We start from the raw sequence: 23,435 nt of genomic DNA, 5'->3' as shown, positions 1-23,435 counted from the left end.
CATTATTTTACCACATCATGTTACAAATCTCGTTAAGCCTTGCTGATCAGTGTGACTCGATGAAAATTTTTATGTTTGTTATTGAGTTTATCAGTCAGCAAAAAGGCAGCATTGCTTCGCGATATGCCTGGAATCGGAAACTCGAAATCGGCACGGGAGACGAAGGCGGCACATATAATATATCATTCGCGATATAGCAAAGGGGGAATCGGGCATGAACATCCGGCTTCGGCGCCCCGCTTCCGATGATCGTATCATCCGCCGCCTTATTTTGGAGGAGTTGCTCCCCCATTCTAACCTCATATGGGAGGAGAGCCAGGTGCTGAAGGGTATTCCGGTTCGACTTCGGGACGGCGTCACTTATGTCGCCGCGAACCGCAGAAATCAGGCTGTCGGCTTCGCGCTTGTCCAAGCCAGGAACAACATCCTGTTGATTGATCTGCTCGCCGTCAGCAGTACCTCCCAAGGCAAAGGATGCGGCGCCGCGCTTCTGGAACGGGCGGAACGGTACGGGCGCAAGCAGCGCTGCCTCCTCTCCCGCGTCTATGTAGATCAAGGCAACGGCGTAGCACGGCGATTCTACGAGCGGCACGGCTACCTGGTTAGGCGGTACATCATGCAGATCGCCTGCCACGAGATGGAGAAGCCGCTGGACAGGCGCTGACCCTCGCCTAATACTTCCGGAGACAGCAGGAGAGCCTGAGGTCCCCCAGGCTCTCCGCTCCCCTATCCTCATGTGACCCGCTCGTCTTGGATGTAATGGTTGGCCGTATTCGTTTACCAAAAATAACCGTTCGGATAGCCTCCATACCCGTACCCCCCATAACCCCCGTAAGGGTATCCCCCATAGGCGTAAGGGGCTGTACCGATGGCGAGAAGATCGAATAAAACCAATGGAATAATCGCTTTTGTTTTTACTTTTTTACTCTTCGGTCGCTCCAGCACCAGCCGGTTGCCGGAAATGCGAATCAGCTTGCCGGACACGACAGAGCCGTTTTTGTGCAGCGCATAGATCCGTTTGCCGATAAGCTTGGAAGCCTGAACCTTCGTAACACCCCGCATGCGAATCCCTCCTTCACGGTTGATTCCATACAAGGTATTCTATCCAACCACTTCCCGTCTGTATGATGGCCCTCCCTTCTCAAATCTGGGTCTCGCAAGCTCTCAAGCTTGCGCTGGCACCTCCCGCAATTCTATTCTTCCTCGTGATAGAAAACTTTATAGTAGTGCATGCCCCGCTCTTCATCGAAGCCCTTCTCTACGTAAGCGAAGCTCTCGCTCTTCAGCTTCAGTTCGACTCCCGTATCGGTCCGGATATTGTTTTTATACGTTCGCTTCGCTTTTTTCAAGGCAGCCTGGGAGATCGGAAATTCATTCAGCGGAGGCAGCTCGTTCGCTTCCTCGTAGGTCTCCTTATACACCTTGAAGATGGGCATGATCTCCGGCTGCACGATAACCTCCTCGGCAAAGGTCTCCTCCTCGAACTGCTCGTGCTTGGCGAAGTACTCCATCGTATGGTGAATGAACTCCAGCTTTTCTTTCTTCTCCGGCGGTTCCTCGGCCGAAGCGGCGATGACATCCTCATAGAAGTGCGTGCACATTTCGATATACTTATCCGTCAAATAATGCTCGTCCTCCAACAGCCGCACATTCAAAAAATTTTCCTGCCAATATTGGGCCGCTTCGTTGTTCTTGCCTGCCGAAGTGTCGACGATGCCGACCGAATAGCCTGCCTCCGCCCGCACGTTGAGAATAAGGCAGCCCTTGTCCAGCTTGCGGATGTTCGTTCCTTCCTGGATGCTGACCTGAAGCTCTTCCGGATTGCGCTCCTGCACCTGCAGAAAGACGTCCTTATGCTCCGATTTCATGATGCCGACGGCGTCGATGCTGAAGTTGTTGTACAAAATGTTGTTCAGATGAACAACATACAGCTCCCCCGGCTTGATCTGCGGATGGGAGGATTGCTCGTACAAATGATGCAGCACATGAACGGACTGCTCGTGAAAGGAATCCGCCTGTTGAAACATGCGGCTTGCGTATGTGTATACCTCATTCAACGGCAGCTCGGCCTCATGATGAAAGCGGTAGAAGGCGTCGAATTTGAAGCTGGAAATGAGATACTTCATCAGCGTGGCCTTCACTTCATCGCTCGGCACATCATACAGCGCATGAGAGATGCGAACCCCCTCCTCGCGGGCTTTGCTTCCGACCTGATGGACAACCATTTGCTGAATTTCCGCTTTGGATAAATCGATCATAACATTCCCTCTTTTCTTGAAGTCGCATCTCTCTATTGTATCGAAATCGCGCGCCGATGAAAACGGAAACCGAAGGCAACTCCGCACGGCATGCCGCCGAATTCCTTCCTCTTCCGGCAGACCGGGGAGGACCGAACCTCGACTCGAATACGGGCATCCGCCCTGGAACTGATTTGGCTTCTCTCCCGCTCTGGAGTACAATAAAGCGGCATCCGTCCACGCTGTCCCGTATCCGTGTGGAAGAACTGTTGAATAGAAAGGAAGATTGATTATGAAGAAAGTTGATACGGATGTTCATCCATCCGAGCTTGCCCCCAAGCTATGCCGCGAATCCCGCGTGTTCAAGACGAGCCGCGTATTTCCGAACGATGTCAATAACCATGATTCCTTGTTCGGCGGCAAGCTGATGAGCGCCATCGACGAATTGGCCTCCATCTCGGCCGTGCGCCATTGCCGGTACAACGTGATTACCGCCTCGACCGATTCGGTTGATTTCCTGCGTCCGATACTGCAGTCGGATTCCGTCTGTCTGGAATCGTATGTCACCTGGACGGGACGAACGAGCATGGAAGTATTTGTGAAGGTCGTCTCGGAGAATCTGTTCTCTGGCGAGCGCGCTATCGCGGCAACTTCCTTCCTGACCTTCGTGGCGGTGGATGAATATGGCCGGCCGATGGCCGTGCCGCCTGTCATCCCCGACTCCGAGGAAGAAAAGCTGCTTCACGAATCGGCACAGGAGCGGGCAGAGCTGCGAAGGAAAAGACGGGTGGGAAGCAAGCAGCTCGCCAGCCAACTGTCGACCCGCAAATAATATTGGGGGTAGAATCCACTGCAAAAAGCCCCGGTTGCTCCCAACCGGGGCTTGTCCTATAACGAACGCCGCACTGCCATTGCCGGCGATGCGGCGCTACTCTATGAATCCAGCCTACGCGTTTACTTTTTCTTTGGCTACCGCTGCAAGAGAGCTGAATGCATTGGCATCGTTGACTGCCATGTCAGCCAGCATTTTGCGGTTGATGTCCACGCCTGCCAGCTTCAATCCATGCATCATTTTGCTGTAGGACAGTCCGTTCATGCGAGCTGCCGCGTTGATGCGGGCGATCCACAGCTTGCGGAAGTCACGCTTCCGTTGACGGCGATCGCGGTATGCATACAGCAACGATTTCATGACTTGCTCGTTCGCTGTTTTGAAGATGCGGTGTTTAGAACCGAAGTATCCTTTTGCTAGTTTCAATACTTTCTTATGACGACGACGTGTCGTAAATCCGCCTTTTACTCGTGCCATTTCGTATTAACCTCCCGATTCGATGTCTCCGAATTGCTTATTTCAAGTTTTTCAACTGCTGCTTCATGCGGTTAACGTCGCCTGCTGCCATAACCGGGCTCGTTGACAGGTTTCGCTTTTGGCGTTGCGATTTATGGGAAAGCAAATGGTTGCGGTACGCTTTGTGGCGACGCACTTTACCAGTACCCGTAATTTTGAAGCGGCCCTTTAAGCTGCTATGCGTTTTCATCTTAGGCATAATCAATAATCCTCCTCAAGTTCGGTGTTCATCCATCCTGCCGCCTTCTCCAGCGTGGCAGGTCGCTTAGGTACTCTTCGGCGCCAAAATCATAATCATGCTGCGGCCTTCCAGCTTCGGAAGGCGTTCCACGGTGCACAGTTCGTTCGCTTCGACCAGAACACGGTCAAGAACCTTCTTGCCGATATCCGAGTGGGCAATCTCGCGTCCGCGGAAGCGGACCGAGCATTTGACCTTATCGCCTTCACGCAGGAACTTCAAGACGTTGCGCAGCTTCGTCTGGAAATCATGCTCGTCAATGTTCGCGCGGAACCAGACTTCCTTGAGATCGACCGTCTTCTGATTCTTGCGTGCTTCTTTCTCTTTCTTCTGCTGCTCGTAGCGGAACTTGCCGTAGTCCATAATCCGGCATACGGGCGGCTTCGCCTGCGGAGCCACATTCACCAGGTCCAAGTTCGTGTCATAAGCCATCTGCAATGCTTCGCGGAACGGCTTGATGCCGATCTGCTCGCCTTCCGGGCCGACCAGTCGAACTTCCTTCGTACGAATCTCCTCGTTAACCAAATGATCTTTGCTAATGGTGTGCCACCTCCATAATCGAATTCCCACTTCGCTCTTGCAAACTTGTATTGTATACAAAAAGGGATGTGGACTCAAGAGCCCACATCCCTCACATAGACCAGATCATGTGAAACACCGCCAATGCGGCAAATCGACAGAACCAGCCAACCTTCGTCGGACAGGTGAGAAGCGGGTGCTCCTGCTTAATACAAAGCATATACAATTTGAACACTCAATTACTATATCACTCTTGCGGATTCATTGTCAAGCCATTCTTCCCGCTCCGGGACAGCCCCGAATCAGGATACCTGCTTGCCCTGCATTTCCTCCAAGCGCACGACGCGGGTATGCTCGGTATGGCTCCATACTGTGTTGTTCTGCGTGAAGAACGCATAGAACGTAATCGGCCACCAGGACAGCAGAAAGATTGGGAACGTGATGAGCGACGCATAAATGCGCCACGACTTGACGCCCTCCAGCACGAGCGCCAGCACGAACACACTGCAGGTCAGCACCATCGACACCACTTTCGCCCATGACGGCAAATATTCAAAGAACGTGGCTACATTCGGCCCGTTGAAAATCGCCGCGTCCACCCACAGGAAGGCGGTCATGAGAAACGTCAGCAGTACCGTGTAAACCGTAATCGTATAAAGCGCCATATCGAACTTCGCCATATTGCGCTCCTTGATGCTCTTCCACAGCAGCGGGAAGAAATAGCGGCGTGCCACCGTAAAATGGCCCTGCATCCAGCGGAGACGCTGGCGTGCCGACGCCTTGAACGTCAACGGCTTCTCGTCGTATACGCGCGCATTATAATTCAGCACCGGATTGATGCCGTTCATGACGCAGCGCGCCGTGAATTCCAGGTCCTCGACCAGGCTTGTCGCGCCCCAGCCCATATCCTTCAGCAGTTGGCTCTCGAAGCACATTCCGGTTCCGCCGAGGAAGTTCGCCAGCTTCAGATTTTTGCGGGATAGCTGCCACAGCCGGTTGCAGTACCAGTAAGTGACCCCGTAAGCGGCTGTAATCCACGAGTCATGCGGGTTCTTCGTATCGATATAGCCCTGGATGACACGCGCGCCGGAGCACAGATCATGGTTCATTTCACGCAGGAAATCCATGCTGACCAGATTGTCCGCGTCGAGCATGACGACCGCATCGTATTGGCGTGGCATCTCCCACAGATTCTTCAGCATCCATTCAATAGCATAGCCTTTGCCGCGCTGATGAGGATTGTGTCGCTCGCATGCCGTCACGCCATGCTCTCTTACGATGTCAGCCGTGCTGTCGCTACAGTTATCACAAATGACAAAGATATCATACTTTTCCTTCGGATAGTCGAGTTGCTTCAAGTTCTCGACAAGCGCTCCAATTACCGCTTCCTCGTTATGTGCGGCCACAATAACGGCGAACGATTTTTGCGGGTCGTAGGTTTGTCGTTTCTTTTTACGGTAAATGCCGAACAGCGACAAGGTGAATTGATACACCCCGAGCGCGGCCAACAACACCTGCAAGCCGATAAATAACTTATCCACCATGTGGGTGTCCCCCTTTTTATCCCCTGATGATATTTTCACTTTTTCTATAAGCATGCCTTTTCTTTGTTTTTCATGGCATACCTTTGTCATGTTTCCCCTCGCAGAAAACGGTCGATCCTGATTTTCCAACTTTTGCATCCGTTTGTCAAAAACCTAGTATTGGCTTTCATACGTTAATTGCTCCATTTTCATTCAAGAAGACCGTAAAATAGTAGGCGTTCACACTCTGACGGGATATTTTCTTTATTTTCGTCCAAATGCTAAAAATTTATGGCTTGAACCCCCATTTCGTCAAAAAAATAGCACCCGATCATAAAAGCATTCCGACTCGCCTTGGATCGCATAGGCATACACTATATCATATTACAATGGCAACAGCCCGCGCAAAGGTTGCTGTCAATCAACCTGCCGAGGCTGACTTGCAGCTATCACCATCTTACCCGCAGCGTCCGATAGTGAAACATCTATCAAGCGTTCCCGCTGCCATCGGGAGATATGTCCTAGCAGTTGAGACGGTCCGGAATAATGTGACATCAGGGGACATCAAAAATTCACAAATTCCTTATCTTCTGTTAATGTATAGTTGTTATGATCGATCACAATCTATCGCATAACGGAGGGGTGACATGTTGACCCGTGTAATCGCATGGCTTGGATACCGTGAACGGCAGTTGTTTCTATGGATTAATCAGCGTCTTCATCATCACTGGATGAACAGGGTACTCTATACAATGACTCATCTCGGAGGAGCAACATTTACGATCGCATTCTCACTTATCCTTGGTCTGTTCATGCCTGACCCATGGAGACGGATTGGCTGGCAGTGTCTGGTTGCGCTGGCTGTAAGTCATATTCCTGTTTTTCTTATTAAAAAATGGTACCCGCGGGTTCGCCCCCATCTGGCACTGCCCAATATACGAACGTTTCGCAAGCCGCTCATCGACCATTCGTTCCCGTCGGGACATACGACGGCCATCTTTTCGATCGTTATGCCGATGATGATGGCTTTTCCGATTCTGACCTGGGTGCTGCTTCCCGTCGCCTTAATCGTGGCCATGTCCCGGATGTATCTTGGCCTCCATTATCCTTCCGATTGTCTGGCAGGGGCCTTGATCGGAACCGGTACAGCCATAGGCACCGTCTTCTTCTGGACATGACAGCACGAATGTAAGCATAGAAGGGGGAGGGCCGGACTTTATACTTCGGCCGGACTAAGCCGCCGACTTCTGGACTTCGCTCAAGCCGACGGCTAATCTGACGCATTACTGCTGCAAGACGCTCTGTCCTCCGTTGCCATACGGCAGCGAAGCCCGGTACTGCTCGTAAGCCTCGCCCCCTACCAGAACCTCCACGCGATGAATGTTCATCCCTCTACCCGAGAACTTCTCCTCGTATTCCGTCATGACATGATCCGGATGCGGACCGTTCCGGTGCAGGTCAAGCGAAATGCTCCGCATCTGTAGGCCGACCTCGGCGTAGGAATTCAAGGAGTACTCGAACAGTGTCACCGAGTCCGTTTTCTGGTGGATCTCTCCGCGTTCATTCAGAACGTGCTTATATTTCTCAAGAAAACGGGGATGAGTCAAGCGCCGGCGTGCATGGCGCTTCTTCGGCCACGGATCGCTGAAATTCAGGAAAATGCGCTCGATCTCCCCCTCCGCAAAAATCGATTCCAAATCTTCAATGTTCGTCCGTACGAGCCTTAAGTTCGCATCGGTGTCCACGCCCAGCTCACCGCGGATCGTCTCCGCCTTCTCGCAGGCACGCCCGATTAATCCATCGTACATATCGATGCCGATGAAGTTCACACCCGGGTGTTTATGGCTCATTGTACTGATGAACTGGCCTTTGCCCATGCCTAGCTCCACATGGATCGGGCGGCCGTTGCCGAAAATTTCAACCCAGCGGCCCCTTGCGGATTGAGGGTCCAGAATTGCAATCTTCGATTGCTGCATCAGCTCCAGAGCCCCTTTTTTGCCTCGTAAACGCATCTGTTTTCCTCCAACCTCAGTATGCTCTAATCTTTTATTGTGCATCACCGGAACGTAATTGTAAAGAGTCGGCTGCCGAACCCGGTCCGGCCGCAACTGAGCCGGAAACCTCCGTTCCCGACGATGAGACTGGACGATCCCACGCACGCGTTGCCGTACCTTCGCTTTTCAAGCGAGATCTGCTACAATAAAACCACGGCCGCCTGCCGCGCTAAGCGCGCTGCGGCAGGCTGGCGGCGGCTTGCCGGCACAACCGGTCGCCACAGACTGCCGGAAGCAGCCGCTTCTCTGCCTGGCCGACTTAGATTAGGAAAGGGCTTGTCATCATTGAACGATCCGAAGCTCGAACGGCCGCCTGTCCCTCTCGATTGGGGAGACAAGCGGTTCCATACATGGAACGCCGAGATGCGCCGCCAGTTCGGGGGGAAAGTATTCAAGGTGATGCTGGATGCCGGCTTCACCTGCCCGAACCGGGACGGACGCATTGCCGTCGGCGGCTGCACCTTCTGCAGTTCGCGGGGTTCCGGCGATTTTGCAGGCTCCCGCCGCAACGATCTCGTTACCCAGTTCAATACGATTCGCGACCGCCAGCACGAGAAATGGCCGCATGCTAGCTATATCGGCTACTTCCAGGCCTACACGAATACATATGCGCCGCTCGATACGCTGCGCGAGTATTTCGAGGTCATCCTGGAGCAGCCGGGGGTCGTCGGCCTGTCCGTCGCCACCCGTCCCGACTGCCTGCCAGACGATGTCGTCGAATATTTGGCCGAGTTGAACGAACGCACGTATCTCTGGCTGGAGATGGGCCTGCAGACGATTCACGAATCGACCTCGAACCTTATCAACCGGGCACATGACACCGCCTGCTATAAGGAGGCGGTCGCGAGGCTGCGCAAGCATAATATCCGCGTCTGTACCCATATTATATATGGACTTCCGCAGGAGACACATGAGATGATGCTGGAGACGGCGGCGGCGGTCGCCCGCATGGATGTGCAGGGCATCAAGCTCCATCTGCTCCATCTTATGCGCAAGACGCCGATGGTGAAGCAATACAAAGCGGGCCTGCTCCGCTTCCTGGAGATGGATGAATACGTGAAGCTTATCGTCGACACGCTGGAGATTTTGCCGCCCGAGATGATCGTGCACCGCGTGACGGGCGATGCCCCGCGCGACCTCTTGATCGGGCCGATGTGGAGCCTGCGGAAGTGGGAAGTGCTGAACGCGATCGACGCCGAACTGCGCCGCCGCAATACGTGGCAGGGCAAGCTATGGAGGGGGAGCTAGCATGGGATTCCTCTCCGTCCTCAGCTTCGCGCAGCAGGCCGTGAAGGAGCGCGTGCAGCCGGGCGACCGCGCTGTGGACGCGACGATGGGCACCGGCGTAGACACGCTCTTTCTCGCCCGGCTCGTCGGACCGCGCGGGGCCGTCGCGGCCTTCGATATCCAGGCGACAGCGCTCCAGTTGACCCGCCGCCGTCTGGAGGACGCCTTCGGCTCCGACGGCAGCGCGCAAGTTGAACTGCTGCGGCACAGCCATGCAGCGATGACCCTTGCCTTGCCCCCGGCATGGCAGGGAGCGACGGCAGCCGTTATGTTCAACCTCGGCTATCTGCCGACAGTTGACGCGGACAAGCGCGTCATGACGGAGCCGTCCACGACGCTCGCGGCGCTGAAAGACGCTCTGACGCTGCTGCGTCCGGGCGGGGTGCTGACCGCCGTCGTGTACCCGGGCCATTCCGGGGGCGACCGCGAAGCGGACGCCGTCCGCGCCTGGGCGGAGGCAATGCCCGCCGCTAGCGGCCAGGCGGTCGCCTACCGCATGCTCCAGCGGCCGGAGGCGCCTTACGCCATTGCGGTCGAGAAGGCACGCTCCCGAAGTGCGGAGCAGTAAGCATATCAGACAGGACGGTTCCAGATGCGGAACACGCGGAATTGCCGACAAAGAGATGAACGAGATGGACCGGACGGCGAGTGGCTTGAGTTTTTCCATACAACCATTTAGCCATTAAAATAGAGACAACGGGAGTGAGAGACAACATGACAACACCATACCCACTGAAGTTTCAACCTGAGTTCAAGGAACGCGTCTGGGGCGGCCGCGCGCTGACACAATTCGGCCTGGATCTGCCCGAGGGGCATATCGGCGAAGGCTGGATGATCGGAGACCATCCGAACGGAACGACGAAGGTCATCAACGGCGAGCTGGCCGGCCAAGGTCTCGATCAAGTGCGGGAGCAATACGGCAAGGAATGGTTCGGCGCGAAGGGCTTCTCCGAGAAGAACGGCCGCTTCCCACTGCTGATCAAGCTGCTCGATTGCAACGACGATCTGTCCGTGCAGGTGCATCCGACCGACGATTATGAAGGGCTGCCGGAAGGCGAGCTGGGCAAGACCGAGATGTGGTATGTGCTCGACGCCAAGCCAGGGGCCAAAATTATCTATGGCTTGAAGGACGGAATCGACCGCGAAGCGCTGGCGGCGGCGATCGCAGAAGGCCGCATCATGGAAGCGCTGCAGGAGGTCGCCGTCCAGGCCGGCGATTCCTTCTACATCCCGGCCGGCACGGTACATGCGCTGTGCGCCGGCGTCGTCGTCGCCGAGGTGCAGCAGAACTCCGACACGACGTACCGCCTGTATGACTATAACCGTCCGGGCCTGGACGGCAAGCCGCGCGAGTTGCACATCGAGGACTCCTTGAATGTTATCGCCTATGAAGGCGCAGGCGCGACCCGGATGCAGACCGACAACGCCAAGCCGAATGAATGGCTGACACTGGCGGAATCGCCATACTTCCGAGTAGAAAAAGGCATCGTGAAGCAGCCGTGGAGCCTGTCCACGACAACGGACAGCTTCGTTATCCTCGTCGTATGCGAAGGCACGGGCACGCTGCGCTGGGCCGATCAGGAGCTGCCGCTGGCGGCCGGAGAATGCTTCCTTCTGCCGGCGAATCTCGGCGCATACTCGCTGGATGGCGACTGCACGGTGCTTCGTTCCGTAGCCCCTTAATGCGACAACCGTTCCTCTCTTCTCTTGCGAGCGGAACGGACAATCAATGGACCATCGAGTTGGAGAGGCCGACTTCCCCTTGTCCTCTCACCTATAAAAACATACAAGTAGACTGCACTCATCACCAAAGCTCGGTTTTGTCGAGGCGCTTTCCCTTGACGGAAACGGGCTTTGGTTGTTTGCTTTCAAGCTGCAAGCCAGTACATATTTATCCCGTCCCATTACCCTCTCCCCGATTTGAGAACGCTTATCTACGAGAATCCATCGCAGCGTTGCTCGCCGTTCCTTCGTTATCTTCTTCGTGTAACCTGTTTTTCCGGATTTGACAACCGTTACATGATTACGTTCTGTTATGGAATGATAAGTATATTCGGTCAGCGAATGCACCGGAACGGGACGTGCCTCCCCATCCGTCGGCCGTTGACCGGCCGCGATCCAATTTGTGAATGCTGCAACTTATGCTCTGCTTTGTCGGTCTACAATTTTGCATATACGAAACATCAATACGACCATTAGAAGAAAGAGGGGATCAAGATGAGAAAATGGCTGGCGGTTATAATCATACTGGCAATTGCTGTCGCCGGATGCACCACGAAAAAGGAAGAGGCCGTTCAAGTGCCGGTAGCCGATATTATGGCGAAATTAAAGGAAAGCGCGGAGTTCCCTCCCATGGCCGAGGAAATTGATCTGAAGGCCGATGCGGATATGGCCGGCAAGCTTCATATCGATCCTGCCCAATTGGCCGAGGGACGGATGCTGAAGGCGATGATCAGTGTCAAAGCGGACGAAATCATCGTGCTCAAGGCGGCAGATGAAAAATATATCGCCGACCTGAAACAAGCGCTGGAAGAGGAAGGTGCGGCACAGGAAACACAATGGAGCACTTACCTGCCCGATCAGTTCGAGATTGTAAAAAATCGAATTATCAAACAGGAAGGCGTTTATCTGGCGCTGATCATTTCGGAAAAAGCGGAAGATGTCGAGAAAGCATTTACGGCCGCGCTGAAGCCGGACGGCATGTAATGTTCCCGCCTTGCGCACATCGGCAGCCTGTGAGGGGAGGAACAGCAAGTGGTATTTAGCTCGATTGTCTTTCTGTTTACGTTTCTCCCCGCAGCGCTGCTGCTGTACTATGCATCTCCCCGGTGCGGGAAAAATGCGGCATTATTGCTTATCAGCCTCCTTTTCTATGCGTGGGGCGAACCGATATATATCGTGCTGCTGCTATTCTCCGCCGTCACCGATTATGTGAACGGGCTGCTGATCGAACGGTTCCGGGGCAGAACAGCGCTGCAGCGCCTTACGCTCATCTTCTCCCTCGCGGTGAATGTGGGCGTGCTTTGTTTTTTCAAATATGCCGATTTCCTGATTGATTTGTTGAACGGCGCGTTCGGGACGGCCATCGCCCCGCTTGACTTGCCGCTTCCCATCGGCATCTCATTCTATACGTTCCAGACGATGTCCTACACAATTGACGTCTACCGCGGCCGCTGCAAGGCGCAGCGCAGCTTTATCGATTTTGCCGCCTTCGTGTCGATGTTCCCCCAGCTTGTCGCCGGGCCTATCGTGCGCTACGACGAGGTGGAGAAGCAACTGACGGATCGGAGCTTCACGCTGGAGCAGTTCGGATATGGGGTAAGGCGCTTTATTATCGGACTGGGCAAAAAGGTGCTGCTTGCCAACAATATCGGCATGCTGTGGGAGATGAGCCGCAGCGGAATTGATGATCTGTCGACGGTAGGCGCATGGTTGGGAATTATCGCGTTCGCGTTCCAAATTTATTTCGACTTCAGTGGGTATTCCGATATGGCCATCGGACTCGGAAGCATGCTCGGCTTCCGCTTTCCGGAGAACTTCAACTATCCATATATTTCTGCCAGCGCTTCGGAATTTTGGCGCCGCTGGCATATGACGCTGGGCTCCTGGTTCCGGGACTATGTCTATTTCCCGCTGGGCGGAAGCCGTACCAGCAAGCCAAGGCTCATGTTGAATCTATTCGTCGTCTGGTTCCTCACCGGATTATGGCATGGCGCGAGCTGGAATTTTATTTTCTGGGGGCTTTATTTCGGCCTGCTGATCGGAATGGAGAAGTTGTTCCTGGCCTCCTGGCTGGAACAACTGTGGCGGCCCATCCGGCATGCATACCTGATCGTGGCGGCCCTGTTCGGCTGGGTGCTGTTCGGACTCGAAGATATCGCTTCGATCGCGAACTATATCGCAACGATGCTTGGACGCGGAGACCATACTCTCCTGAACGGAACGGATTTGTACCATCTGCGGAATTATGGCTTGCTGCTGGTCATCCTGATCATCAGCGCGACGCCGCTCGCCGCCCGAGTGACCGCCTTGCTCCAACGGCGGCCTGCCCTGCAAGCCGCCGTCTCGGTTGCCGATTACGCGCTGTTAGTCGGAATGCTGTTCGCCAGTACCGCTTATTTGATCGACGGAACGTATAATCCCTTTCTCTATTTCCGATTCTAACGTCCGGTTCTAACGGCAAGGCATACCCCGATCATTTCAGGAAGGAGGATGGAACATGACCAACCGACGCGCCGTCTGGTTGACTGCCGGCTTTCTCGCCTATATCGCCGTGCTGAGCCTGTGGAGCATCGCGCAGCCCGATCGCAAGCTATCCGAGTTCGAGAACCGGACGCTGCAGCAGTTCCCTTCCTTCTCCGCCGCGAAGCTCTGGGATGGGCGCTATACGGAGCAGTTAGGGAATTATGTCGCGGATCAATTCGCTGTACGCGACACTTGGGTCGGCCTCAAGTCCGATTTGGAGCGCATAAGCGGCAAGACGGAGAATCGACACATCTTTTTTGGCACAGACGATTATTTATTCGAGCGCTTCCAGACGCCTGGGGCACGGTACGAAGCCAATCTGAACGAGATCCGCCGGTTCACCGCCCGGCATGCCGGCACCCCGATGCATATGCTGCTCGTCCCTTATTCGCAAGCCGTATACGCCGACAAGCTTCCGTTATATGCCGAGGCGACAAGCTATGATACCGCGCAATTCATACGCGGCACGTATGATGCGCTGGGCCATGCTGTGACGCCCGTATCCGTGTTGGATACATTGAAGCAGCACAAGTCCGATTCGGTATTCTTCCGCATGGACCATCATTGGACGATGCGCGGCGCTTATTGGGGGTATAAGGAATTCGCCCGCGCGGCCGGCTTTGAGCCGGTTCGGCTGGAGAGCCTGCCATCCCGCGTCATCAGCAGTAGCTTTTACGGAACCTATTACACGAAGGCGAACAACCGCCATCTGCCCCCTGACAAGCTGGAGCGGCTGGAACAGCCCCTCCCGCCCTATACCGTCTGTTATTCCGACGCCTCTGCTTGCTCGGATTCCTTCTATCATATGGAGGCGCTGTCCATCCGCGATCATTATCAGGTGTTCTTCAACGGCAACCACGCATGGACGACGATAGAGACGGGGGCCGGCAGCGGCCGCAGCATCGTCATATTCAAAGATTCGTATGCCAATGTGTTCGTTCCACTGCTCGCGAAGCACTATTCCAGCATCCATATGATCGACCTGCGTTTTTTCCGTGAATCGGTAGACGACTATCTGTCCAAGTATAACTTCGATCAGATTCTGTTCCTGTATGGCGTGAAGTCGGTTGCAGAAGAGGATATTTTCAAATGGCTCAATTAACCGGGCGCTTATCGTCCCGACGGTTTTTGCTTGCATCGCGGAAATGAGTTATATTGGAAACATAGGATCATTTTTATATTGAGGAGGATTCCGATGACTGCAGCAACAATCGAACAGAATTTGAAGAAATATGCCAACCTCATCGTCAAGGTCGGTGTCAACGTACAGCCGGGACAGGAAGTGTATGTGTCGGCTTCCACCGAAGTCGCCCCGCTGGCCCGCCTGGTCGCGCGCGAAGCGTATGCAGCCGGCGCTTCCAATGTCCATGTCGATTGGATCGACGAAGAACTGGCCCGCTTGAAGTATGAACAGGCCGCTGACGAGGTGTTCACGGCATATCCGGAATACGAGACACTCAAGCGAAATACGTTCGTCGACAAGCGGGCCGCCTTTATCGCTATCGTCTCATCCAACCCGGATCTGCTCAAAGGAATCGATCCAGAGCGCATCGGTAGCTTCCAGAAGGCTTCCGGCCAGGCGCTGGACCATTACCGCAAGGCGGTGCAATCGGACAAGGTCAGCTGGACGGTCGTCGGCGCAGCTAGCGCGGACTGGGCAGCCAAAGTGTTCCCGGACGTCGAGCACGAAGAAGCGGTCGAGAAGCTGTGGGACGCGATTTTCGCTTCCGTCCGTCTCTATGCGGATGATCCGGTGCAAGCTTGGGAAGCACATAACGCCACTTTACATAAAAAAGTGGATATTTTGAACGGCCATCATTTCCACAAGCTGCATTACCGTGCTCCGGGAACCGACCTGACCATTGAGCTTCCGGAGAAGCATTTGTGGGTAGGCGCGGGCAGCACCAACGAGAAGGAGATTCCGTTCATGGCGAACATGCCGACGGAGGAAGTGTTCACCGTGCCGAAGAAGGATGGCGTTAACGGATATGTATCCAGTACGAAGCCGCTCAGCTACGGCGGCAATCTGATCGACAACTTCAAGCTCACGTTCGAGAACGGCCGTATCGTCAACGTCGAAGCCAAGCAAGGCCAGGAGATCCTGCAGCATCTGATCGATACGGACGAAGGCTCGCATTCCTTGGGCGAAGTGGCGCTTGTGCCGCATCATTCGCCGATTTCGGAGTCGAATATTTTATTCTACAATACGCTGTTCGACGAAAATGCCTCCAACCACCTGGCCATTGGCAGCGGCTATGCCTTCAACATCGAAGGCGGCAAAAAAATGTCCCCCGAGGAACTGGAAGCCAACGGCGTCAACCACAGCATTACGCATGTTGATTTCATGATCGGCTCCGCCGCGATGGACATCGATGGTCTCCTCAAGGATGGCACCGTTGTCCCGGTGTTCCGCAACGGGAACTGGGCCATCTAATCGCCTCGGGGAGCGAGCGATTCACGCACAGCGTCCCTGCGTTGGCCGGACGGTTGCGGAAGTGCTCGCGACATCCGAAGGGCAGGAAGCGCCTGTGGAGCAGTTCACGTACAAGCGCCGCACAACGGCTGGCAAATGCAAAGCCAGCCTGGAAGATTTGCCGGTCGAGACGGTAACGTATGCGCTTGACGAAGAGGAGCAGACCTTTCGTGTTGTTGCGGCGCGTTGTACGAGATGAGCGCGGAATGTAATGCTGCCATAGGATGCGCCTTGTTATGATCAATCCTGCAGTTACCCGGGATTTGTGCTGTTATCCAAGGCAGTCTGCAAGGCATGCTGCATCTGATGAAGCGCATCACGAACCGGCATGTTCTGTTCCAACATATGTGCCATATAGCACGCGGATACTTCTTTCATTTTTTCCAAAACCGAATCAGGAAGTCTTCTTAACCCATTGATCCTATTATTATTCATATGGTCGAGCTTATAAAATACTTCCGCCAGCCTATCTTCATCTGTGGCCTCTCTTGCGGGCAAGTCATTAGGGCTGATTTGAGGAAGGAGTCTCCCGTAATCGTCACCACATATATATTTAACCAGTTCCCAAGCATCGTCTGCATGCTTAGCTCCGGCAGGAATCGCAAATATTTCTTCCATACGAATTCCATTCCCCGTTGTTGGATATTCAGCACTTGTAGGGGATGGCACAACCGTCCATTCCAAATCATTATATCTGTCTTTACTTGCTGTAAGAAGTCTGTACAGCGCTGAATCATCAACAGCCAGCGCGATATTCCCCGCGAGAAAAGGGTAGCTTCTTACTTCGCTCTCTTCTCTTGTCATGGAGCGTTTCGATGCTTTTGAATGGTTGTCATAGCACACTTGCGCTTGAAAGCAATCCACAATATTTTGAAACACATTTTCCCATCCTGGCGCATCTATAGTGAAATGTTTATTTCCGTTATTAAAAAAATGCAATCCGCTTCCTTCCCCAATATAAAGCGCCATCATATAAGGATTGGCTGCGTATTTGGTATATAATCCATATTGTCTGACTTCCTTATTATCCGGCTTCACTTGTTGAGCCAAATGGAATACTTGATCCCATGTGAGCGAATCGGTTGGAACGGGTATCCCTTTCTCCGCTACCATTTTTTTATTTATGTACAAAGCAGAACCCGTAAATACAGGCGATAACCCGTTCAAATCCCCCGCTTCATTTTGAAGAGAATCGATAATTGCCGGCGTAATTCCCTCTATATCGAATGCATCCCTCTTCATCCAATGATTCAGGGGCATTAACTTACTTCTCTCACTAAGGATTACGTAATGATCCATAGAGATCGATAGAACATCCGGTTGTTCTAATGCTATGGCGTTTTCGAGCGATTGGTAATAATTCTGATCAGGGGATAAAAAATCTTTTAATGAGATCACTTCAAGTTTATAGTTAGGATGCGTAGCAAGAAAATAGTTTCCATATTTTTGATTACTGCAATAAGAACACTTACCATCACATGGATAACCGAAAGTATACTACTGTTTATACGTTGCAATAAATTATGATTTTCAGTTGTTTCAAAAAAAATTAATGGTAAAGATATAAGCTTATTCGCAATTAATTTATCGATATGATAGTTCTCATATTGTGCTAACCTCGACCTAAGGAGTGTCTTTTTGTTTGTCATGAATTGACCTGCAATAACCAAAAAAAATTGTGCTGTTATATCCTAACATTAAGTTGTTCGTTCATCATTTCTTTCTCCATATAGAACAAGAGAAGTAAATTATCAAAGTACCTTTTCAACATGCCAAATATAGTAGGTTCTGTGAAGATAAATGCTGCAATGGTTATTTTGGGGTTTTTATTAATAAAAGACTTCATAGCCTCCATTGCTTGCTCACATGAAGAACAGGCAGTAGACAAGAAAACAGCAATTAGATGGTGTGATTTAATAAGATCATATAAATATATTTGATGAATGACTCCCACAATAATTAAATGTTTTCTCGCGCTCTCTCACTCATTCTCAGATTTTAACCAACCGCATATTCGAGATATGGAGCTCCGCATAAATACGGGTCGGTGAGTTGTCCTCAAGCTCCTTGCTCTTGTTGACGTGATGCGGATTCACAACGACGACTTTAACGCCCTCTCGATGAAGAAATTCGGCCAGCGGGAGCCAGTAGTGCCTGGTGGGCACGATCCTCAAGACGCTCTCTGTCTTGTAGGCATTGTCGCTGAAGCTCCTTCATCCACGTTACAAGTTTCGGTAGACCTAGATGATGATTACCGAGTACACGGTCTTTACCGAGTTCGATTCCGCGGTAATGGACGGTTTGAGATATATGAGTTTTCTTAGCGATGTCGGCTGCTACGAGGGTTAATTCGGTAATTTGTTGAATTCGTTGTTCTGCTTCTCAGATTGTTTCATATTGAGCGTCCTCCTTTTCATTAGGGCATGAATATAGGTTCGCCTTCTTGACCCAGCATACAGGAGACGCTCTTTTTGTTCAAACCTCGTATTCATTCACTACAGGATGGCTCCTTTTTTACAATAAATTACGATTTATAGAGGGTGCGGAGGGGCATTCCTTTTTTTGGACTAAAAAAAGTATATCATTTAGTAACAATATATGTCTATATGATTTTTAGTATATATTTTAAACTTATCCTTTTTTATCAATTTCCTATAAAAAGAAAGCATACTTTCACTCTAGAAACTACTTACCCTCTCCATGTAATGCTCCCCATTGTCAAGACACGATTTTCTGAAGAATAAGTTATGTCCTCCTTCTCGTGATCTAATGGAATGATGATGCGGTTTTTTCATTAAAGTGCCGTAAGCAAGCAGGGTGAAGCAGACATTCAGGTGGACGCACTAATAATTTCTCTTTTTCAAGGTAAGAGCCGCAGGAGCGATCCACGGCTCTTTTTTTCATATGCCGATAATCGGCACAACCTTATTACAAATTAAGCTTTACTTATTTCAACCCTTCGTTCCTTTGATCCCCACGTTACCTTTGCCCCAGCAGCCTCGCTACCGCCCGGACTGGGCATAAGTAACGCCGCCAATCCTTTTTTAGGGTTGCAAGCCAAGCTACTTCGCACAAGGGACAGGAGAATGTCTGTCGTTCCTTGTCTAAAGTTGATGAACAAGTGCAGGGTCTGATCTTGACGTTAAACTTCAGGATCATCTTATTAATTTTTCGCAAATGATTATTAGTCAATTATACCTATTAATTTCTTGTTTTTCTGGCCGTTATACTGAATAAGCCCTTAATATAACGAGAAAAAGTGGCGTTCCATTGACGTACTTGACTCATAAGGGCGCAGGAATTTACGCCAAGCCAATCGAGAGTGATTCAAAAAGCAATACATGAATAATTATTCGAGGAGGTTTTAAATGGTTCCTAATTTAGGATGAAGTATAGCGCAAGCTGGCGCCACAAGCCAAGGCTTATCCTAAAGTCTAAATCCAGATGAGAGCATGGTTTGAGCAAGGAGAACGAATGGAGCACGATGCCGTCGTTCACAAGGCACTCAACACGATGCGTAACTGGAAAGAGGAAATTGTAGTCGGTTTAAAGATAGACCCCAAAAAATTGTAAGCGTTTTCTATTCCTGGGACAGGCGTTTGTGCGATTTGTCAAGCACGGAACAATTCTATTTACTTTATTATCCCAACTATTAATATTTAAGGAAGGAGTTATCTTTTATGAAGAAAAAGTCAATATTATTAATCTTGTCGACAATTTTAATTTTGTCTTTACTAAGTGGCTCAATTGTTACAGCTAGTCCTTTATCTTCTTCCGTAAAGGAGTTAACGGAAACTCAAAAAGCTCCTGTAATGATGGCATACTATAGAACATGGCGTGACGTAACCATGCCTCATGATGCAAATTCAAGTCTACCATACCCTAATGTGACAGCTATGACAGACATTCCTGAAGGAGTCGATGTCGTATCCGTCTTCCACTATGTAGAACCAGGTACAGATCAACAACTTTTTTGGGACACGCTTCGAGATACTTATGTGCCTGCTTTACACGAACGTCAAACCAAAGTGATACGAACTATAGATATACGTGAGCTATATAACATTCCTAGTAATGGGAAGATGCCCACATCCAAAGAATATGATGATTATGCGCAATCCTTACTAGATCAATACGTAACTCCCTACAATTTAGATGGATTAGATATTGACATGGAGGCAAACTTAACTCAAGAACAACACACAAAAGCTGTTGGTGTTTTTGAAGCTCTATCTAAACAGTTAGGACCAATATCGAATAGTGGCAAGCTGCTTATCTATGATACAAACAAAGACAATCATGCTCTATTCAAAGAAGTAGCACCATTTTGTGATTATTTATTTCTACAAGCCTATGGAAGAAACCCTAGTAGACTAGATCAAACATGGGCAACTTATAAAGATACGATCTCCCCTAATCAATTTCTTCCGGGGATATCTTTTCCTGAAGAACAAGATCCAACAAACTGGGGTGATACTCAGGAACCATTTGAAACAAGTAGAGCATACAATTATGCTGTGTGGCAACCGCAAGCTGGTCCTAAGGGAGGAATGTTTGTGTATGCCATCGATAGAGATGGAAAGCAATACAGAGATGATACAATAACTAAAACAGACTTTAGTTGGACAAAAAGATTAATTGATGTCTTGAAAAATAACTAAATATTTCCCAAAAAGCGGTCTACTTGACGGGGGTGTGATCTTGCTCCTGTCAAGTAGACCGTATTAGAACTGAAGTAATAGTTTTGTCTGAAACCTCTGCTCGAATGTATTGTACTTAATGTAAATAATTCCTCTCAAATTCGAATGTCCGAAAACATTAGAAACGACAGTCAATATCGGATGAAAATTCCCCGAAATCATCAGTCGGCTTCAGCTTCTCCTGTCGGTTCAGAGCGGAAAAACCCAGCTTTTTTCTTTTCCTTGATGCGATAGCTCTCTCCCTTGATGTTGACGGTGCTGGAGTGGTGAAGGAGGCGGTCGAGAATGGCCGTCGCCAGCACCGTGTCACCAAAGATATCGCTCCAAGCACCAAATGTCTTGTTGAACGTGAGCATAATGGAGCTGCGCTCATAGCGCTCCGAACCAATCTGGAAGAAGAAGTGTGCAGCCGTCTCGTCCATCTCCCGATTTCGTCGATAATAAGCAGGTCCGGCTTGATGAACATCTTGATCTTGGGTTTGATCGTATTTGTTAGATGGGCCGACTGCGGCGTCTGCACCAGGTCATGCGCCGTAACAAAATACACGGTATGCTGCTAAACGGGAGCTTGGCCCCTCCGTGACCGGACTCTCACCGGTTAGATGCTGCGTGCTTAGCTGGGCACGCGGGTAAAATAAAAAGTGATGGCCATAGGTAAAAAAAGGTCATCACTTTTTATTTTAATTACATGTCATCAAGTAACTTTTCTATATTTTCGAGAAGATCATCTATTTTTTTGATTTCTGACAGGGTTGGAATGAATTCTTCTATAGCATCTTCAACATTTTTCATTATTTCATCATACTTTTTGGTTCCTTTTTTTATTTCAACAAGATGATCATCATCCCATACAAGAATGCCATTTTCAATTTTTTCGATGTTCTTAGGAGTAGCAAATGCTGACTGTGGAATCATAATCGAAACAATTAATACACTCGCACCAAAAATTTTTTTAATTTCATCTTACTCACCTCCCTGCTTGTAAGTATAACTTATTTTACCATGGAAAAGATATTCCAACAACCCTTTGGACACTCGCCATGTTTAACATTATCTTTTTCACATCCACACTACCAGAAAACCCGTCAGAGGCCCGCTAGAAGACCCATTTTCCTGCAAACTATTCACTCAACCAGAAAGGTCAACAGACCTCTTGCACAGTGAATGGTTGCCGGCTGAATGAAAGTGAAACATTTGGATACACTACGTCCAACGACTTGGATGAGTTGATGCGGTGGAGGCAGAAATGAAGTATTTTATACCAAGCTATCGATACCCGGTACTTATGATTGCCACGGTGATCGTCCTGCTAAGTCTGGATCTGGGGATACATCATATTTTTGCTTATGCGGATTCCTCTCTGCCGGAGGATCCGCTTCCGATTGTCGCCAACCAAGGCTTGTATTCGATAGACATTTATCCGGAACGTCATAAGCTGATCGTACGGGCACAGGGTGAAAGATTCAAGACGTATACCGTCGCCGTCGGCAATCCCGCAACTCCCACCCCTATCGGAGAATACAAGATCATATATAAAGGAAAGGATTGGGGCCCTTCCTTTGGTCCCCGCTGGCTCGGATTAAATGTCCCGTGGGGTTATTACGGCATTCACGGGACGAACAAGCCTTATTCCATCGGGCAGCATCTAAGCCATGGCTGCGTCCGGATGCGCAATCGGGATGTCATCGAGCTGTTCGAGCTCGTACCGGTCGGCACGAAGGTGACGATTCACGGGCATGTGTTGGGCGGGCTGAAGCATGATCCGAGAATCGTTGCCGAAGGCGACGTAGGCGGAGAGGTGCAGTTGATCCAGTCCCGGTTGAAAAGCGCGGGCTACTTCAAGGGCGTCTGCAACGGGAAGTTCCGCGCGGATACGACCTATGCGCTCAAGCGGTTCCAGCGCGACAGGCAGTTGCCCCTGGACGGTGTCGTAACCATTCGAGTATATGAGGAATTAGGGCTGTACGAGTAAAAAGAGAAGAAGGATTCGGCCGGAGCAAGCGCATCAGCGCTGCCGCAGTCATTCCCTCTTCTCTGCTTAGGCCATGAACGGCAAACCAATCTTTTCACGTCTGGCAAAATCAATAAATCTGAATTTATCGGGCCGATGCCTTGACTCGGTATATTGCAACAAGGCGGCATCATTCAAATAAACATGGTTCCTGATGACAACGACATACGTGTGTTCACCTAAATCCATGTATTCCCGATCTGCCTCGGTCGCCTGCTCAACCATGATTTCTTTTTTGGCGAAGCTGATAATCAAGCCCAACTGCAACTCGAAATACTCGTAAAGCGAGTGCTCCACGATATCTTTCGATATCGTGGGGAGAAACTCTTTATTGACGTAATCGATATCTAAAATAATTCGCTCGCCGGCAACTTCTCTCGTTCTGACAATTTTCCATACATCCGTTTTATTATCGATTTTAAGCTGCTTCTGAATAAAGCTATCCGGCTTGACCAGGACCAGCTCATGTACAATCGTACGCCATTCCTTCCTTGACAGGGTGGCGATCTCCTTGAAGCTGACCAACCCCGAAATAGGAAAATTGAATTTCTCGATATCCAGGACGACAGAGCCTTTTCCTCTTACCTTGTGGATATAGCCGTTTTGCGACAATTGGTTCAGAGCCTTGCGAATCGTCTCACGGGAAGCATCATATATCTTGGCTAATTCATGCTCCGAAGGCAGCAAATGGTTGGATTTCATTTCACCTGATTGAATTTTTTGGACGAGATCATAATAAATCCCGGAAAATTTATTACCCTTCATTCCATTTACCACCATTTCCCAAATAGCATATGCATCAT

General features: G+C 50.7%; 22 protein-coding genes and 2 pseudogenes. 13 read left to right on the top strand and 11 right to left on the bottom strand.

Going from position 1 to position 23,435, the window contains the following annotated elements:
* Positions 1–214 precede the first annotated feature (214 nt).
* A complete protein-coding gene (locus PPOP_RS04185) occupies positions 215–664 on the top strand; it encodes a GNAT family N-acetyltransferase (protein WP_006284829.1) in 450 nt (149 codons plus the stop codon).
* A 113-nt stretch (positions 665–777) separates the two neighbouring features.
* On the opposite strand, the gene PPOP_RS04180 is transcribed toward PPOP_RS04185, so the two are convergent.
* Together PPOP_RS04180 and PPOP_RS04175 are read right to left on the bottom strand one after the other, a co-directional pair.
* Positions 778–1,062 (bottom strand): hypothetical protein, encoded by a 285-nt coding sequence (locus tag PPOP_RS04180; RefSeq protein WP_006284828.1) that lies wholly within the window; start codon positions 1,060–1,062, stop codon positions 778–780.
* A 131-nt stretch (positions 1,063–1,193) separates the two neighbouring features.
* Positions 1,194–2,258, bottom strand: a complete 1,065-nt coding sequence (locus PPOP_RS04175) for a nucleoid-associated protein (protein WP_006284827.1) — start codon at positions 2,256–2,258, stop codon at positions 1,194–1,196.
* 271 nt (positions 2,259–2,529) lie between these two features.
* Here PPOP_RS04175 and PPOP_RS04165 point away from each other — a divergent pair, with 271 nt between their 5' ends.
* The gene (locus PPOP_RS04165) at positions 2,530–3,069 is read left to right on the top strand and encodes an acyl-CoA thioesterase (RefSeq protein ID WP_006284826.1); all 540 of its coding nucleotides are present in this window, start codon (positions 2,530–2,532) and stop codon (positions 3,067–3,069) included.
* A gap of 114 nt (positions 3,070–3,183) precedes the next feature.
* Here the strand turns inward: PPOP_RS04165 and rplT are convergent, their stop codons facing one another.
* The 4 genes from rplT to PPOP_RS04145 all read right to left on the bottom strand — a co-directional run bounded on the left by rplT (position 3,184) and on the right by PPOP_RS04145 (position 5,883).
* A complete protein-coding gene (gene rplT, locus PPOP_RS04160) occupies positions 3,184–3,543 on the bottom strand; it encodes a 50S ribosomal protein L20 (RefSeq protein WP_006284825.1) in 360 nt (119 codons plus the stop codon).
* A gap of 37 nt (positions 3,544–3,580) precedes the next feature.
* Positions 3,581–3,781, bottom strand: a complete 201-nt coding sequence (rpmI, locus tag PPOP_RS04155) for a 50S ribosomal protein L35 (RefSeq protein ID WP_006284824.1) — start codon at positions 3,779–3,781, stop codon at positions 3,581–3,583.
* 66 nt (positions 3,782–3,847) lie between these two features.
* Positions 3,848–4,345, bottom strand: a complete 498-nt coding sequence (infC, locus tag PPOP_RS04150) for a translation initiation factor IF-3 (RefSeq protein WP_006284823.1) — start codon at positions 4,343–4,345, stop codon at positions 3,848–3,850.
* A gap of 296 nt (positions 4,346–4,641) precedes the next feature.
* Complete coding sequence (locus PPOP_RS04145) at positions 4,642–5,883, bottom strand: glycosyltransferase family 2 protein (protein WP_006284822.1); 1,242 nt, start codon at positions 5,881–5,883, stop codon at positions 4,642–4,644.
* 629 nt (positions 5,884–6,512) lie between these two features.
* On the opposite strand from PPOP_RS04145, the gene PPOP_RS04140 reads away from it, so the two are divergent.
* Positions 6,513–7,040, top strand: a complete 528-nt coding sequence (locus tag PPOP_RS04140) for a phosphatase PAP2 family protein (RefSeq protein ID WP_042227402.1) — start codon at positions 6,513–6,515, stop codon at positions 7,038–7,040.
* Between the two features lie 105 nt (positions 7,041–7,145).
* Here the strand turns inward: PPOP_RS04140 and trmB are convergent, their stop codons facing one another.
* The gene (trmB, locus tag PPOP_RS04135; RefSeq protein WP_006284821.1) at positions 7,146–7,874 is read right to left on the bottom strand and encodes a tRNA (guanosine(46)-N7)-methyltransferase TrmB; all 729 of its coding nucleotides are present in this window, start codon (positions 7,872–7,874) and stop codon (positions 7,146–7,148) included.
* 327 nt (positions 7,875–8,201) lie between these two features.
* On the opposite strand from trmB, the gene mnmL reads away from it, so the two are divergent.
* The 8 genes from mnmL (at position 8,202) to PPOP_RS21665 (ending at position 16,120) form a co-directional block, all read left to right on the top strand.
* A complete protein-coding gene (gene mnmL, locus PPOP_RS04130) occupies positions 8,202–9,164 on the top strand; it encodes a tRNA modification radical SAM protein MnmL/YtqA (RefSeq protein WP_006284820.1) in 963 nt (320 codons plus the stop codon).
* Between the two features lies 1 nt (position 9,165).
* The gene (gene mnmM, locus PPOP_RS04125) at positions 9,166–9,771 is read left to right on the top strand and encodes a tRNA 5-(aminomethyl)-2-thiouridylate-methyltransferase MnmM (RefSeq protein WP_006284819.1); all 606 of its coding nucleotides are present in this window, start codon (positions 9,166–9,168) and stop codon (positions 9,769–9,771) included.
* Positions 9,772–9,917: 146 nt separating this feature from the next.
* Entirely contained in the window at positions 9,918–10,886 is a 969-nt protein-coding gene (locus PPOP_RS04120) for a type I phosphomannose isomerase catalytic subunit (protein WP_042227386.1), read from the top strand.
* A 534-nt stretch (positions 10,887–11,420) separates the two neighbouring features.
* Positions 11,421–11,909 (top strand): DUF4358 domain-containing protein, encoded by a 489-nt coding sequence (locus PPOP_RS04115; protein ID WP_006284817.1) that lies wholly within the window; start codon positions 11,421–11,423, stop codon positions 11,907–11,909.
* A gap of 48 nt (positions 11,910–11,957) precedes the next feature.
* Positions 11,958–13,367 (top strand): MBOAT family O-acyltransferase, encoded by a 1,410-nt coding sequence (locus PPOP_RS04110; RefSeq protein WP_006284816.1) that lies wholly within the window; start codon positions 11,958–11,960, stop codon positions 13,365–13,367.
* A gap of 55 nt (positions 13,368–13,422) precedes the next feature.
* On the top strand, positions 13,423–14,550 hold the full coding sequence (locus PPOP_RS04105) for a DHHW family protein (protein ID WP_006284815.1): 1,128 nt from the start codon (positions 13,423–13,425) through the stop codon (positions 14,548–14,550).
* 93 nt (positions 14,551–14,643) lie between these two features.
* Complete coding sequence (locus PPOP_RS04100; RefSeq protein WP_006284814.1) at positions 14,644–15,882, top strand: aminopeptidase; 1,239 nt, start codon at positions 14,644–14,646, stop codon at positions 15,880–15,882.
* Entirely contained in the window at positions 15,845–16,120 is a 276-nt protein-coding gene (locus tag PPOP_RS21665; RefSeq protein ID WP_148277824.1) for a hypothetical protein, read from the top strand. Before PPOP_RS04100 ends, PPOP_RS21665 begins: the two co-directional genes overlap by 38 nt.
* A gap of 53 nt (positions 16,121–16,173) precedes the next feature.
* Here the strand turns inward: PPOP_RS21665 and PPOP_RS04095 are convergent.
* Positions 16,174–17,355: pseudogene (locus PPOP_RS04095) on the bottom strand (ABC transporter substrate-binding protein); the annotation flags it as partial.
* Between the two features lie 2,246 nt (positions 17,356–19,601).
* On the opposite strand from PPOP_RS04095, the gene PPOP_RS04080 reads away from it, so the two are divergent.
* Complete coding sequence (locus PPOP_RS04080) at positions 19,602–20,582, top strand: EndoS/ChiA family endoglycosidase (RefSeq protein WP_042227379.1); 981 nt, start codon at positions 19,602–19,604, stop codon at positions 20,580–20,582.
* 200 nt (positions 20,583–20,782) lie between these two features.
* On the opposite strand, the pseudogene PPOP_RS04075 reads toward PPOP_RS04080, so the two are convergent.
* Both PPOP_RS04075 and PPOP_RS04070 read right to left on the bottom strand, forming a co-directional pair.
* Positions 20,783–21,177: pseudogene (locus PPOP_RS04075) on the bottom strand (ATP-binding protein); the annotation flags it as partial.
* Between the two features lie 128 nt (positions 21,178–21,305).
* Positions 21,306–21,536 (bottom strand): hypothetical protein, encoded by a 231-nt coding sequence (locus PPOP_RS04070; RefSeq protein WP_006284809.1) that lies wholly within the window; start codon positions 21,534–21,536, stop codon positions 21,306–21,308.
* Between the two features lie 370 nt (positions 21,537–21,906).
* Between PPOP_RS04070 and PPOP_RS04065 the strand changes: the two genes are divergently transcribed.
* The gene (locus PPOP_RS04065) at positions 21,907–22,593 is read left to right on the top strand and encodes a L,D-transpeptidase family protein (RefSeq protein WP_006284808.1); all 687 of its coding nucleotides are present in this window, start codon (positions 21,907–21,909) and stop codon (positions 22,591–22,593) included.
* Positions 22,594–22,659: 66 nt separating this feature from the next.
* Here the strand turns inward: PPOP_RS04065 and treR are convergent, their stop codons facing one another.
* A complete protein-coding gene (treR, locus tag PPOP_RS04060; RefSeq protein WP_042227377.1) occupies positions 22,660–23,397 on the bottom strand; it encodes a trehalose operon repressor in 738 nt (245 codons plus the stop codon).
* Positions 23,398–23,435 lie beyond the last annotated feature (38 nt).

Source organism: Paenibacillus popilliae ATCC 14706 (genome assembly GCF_000315235.1).
GTDB classification, from domain to species: Bacteria; Bacillota; Bacilli; order Paenibacillales; family Paenibacillaceae; genus Paenibacillus_B; species Paenibacillus_B popilliae.
Note: the sequence above shows the minus strand (reverse complement) of the source record. Positions and strands in the feature narration are given on the sequence as shown.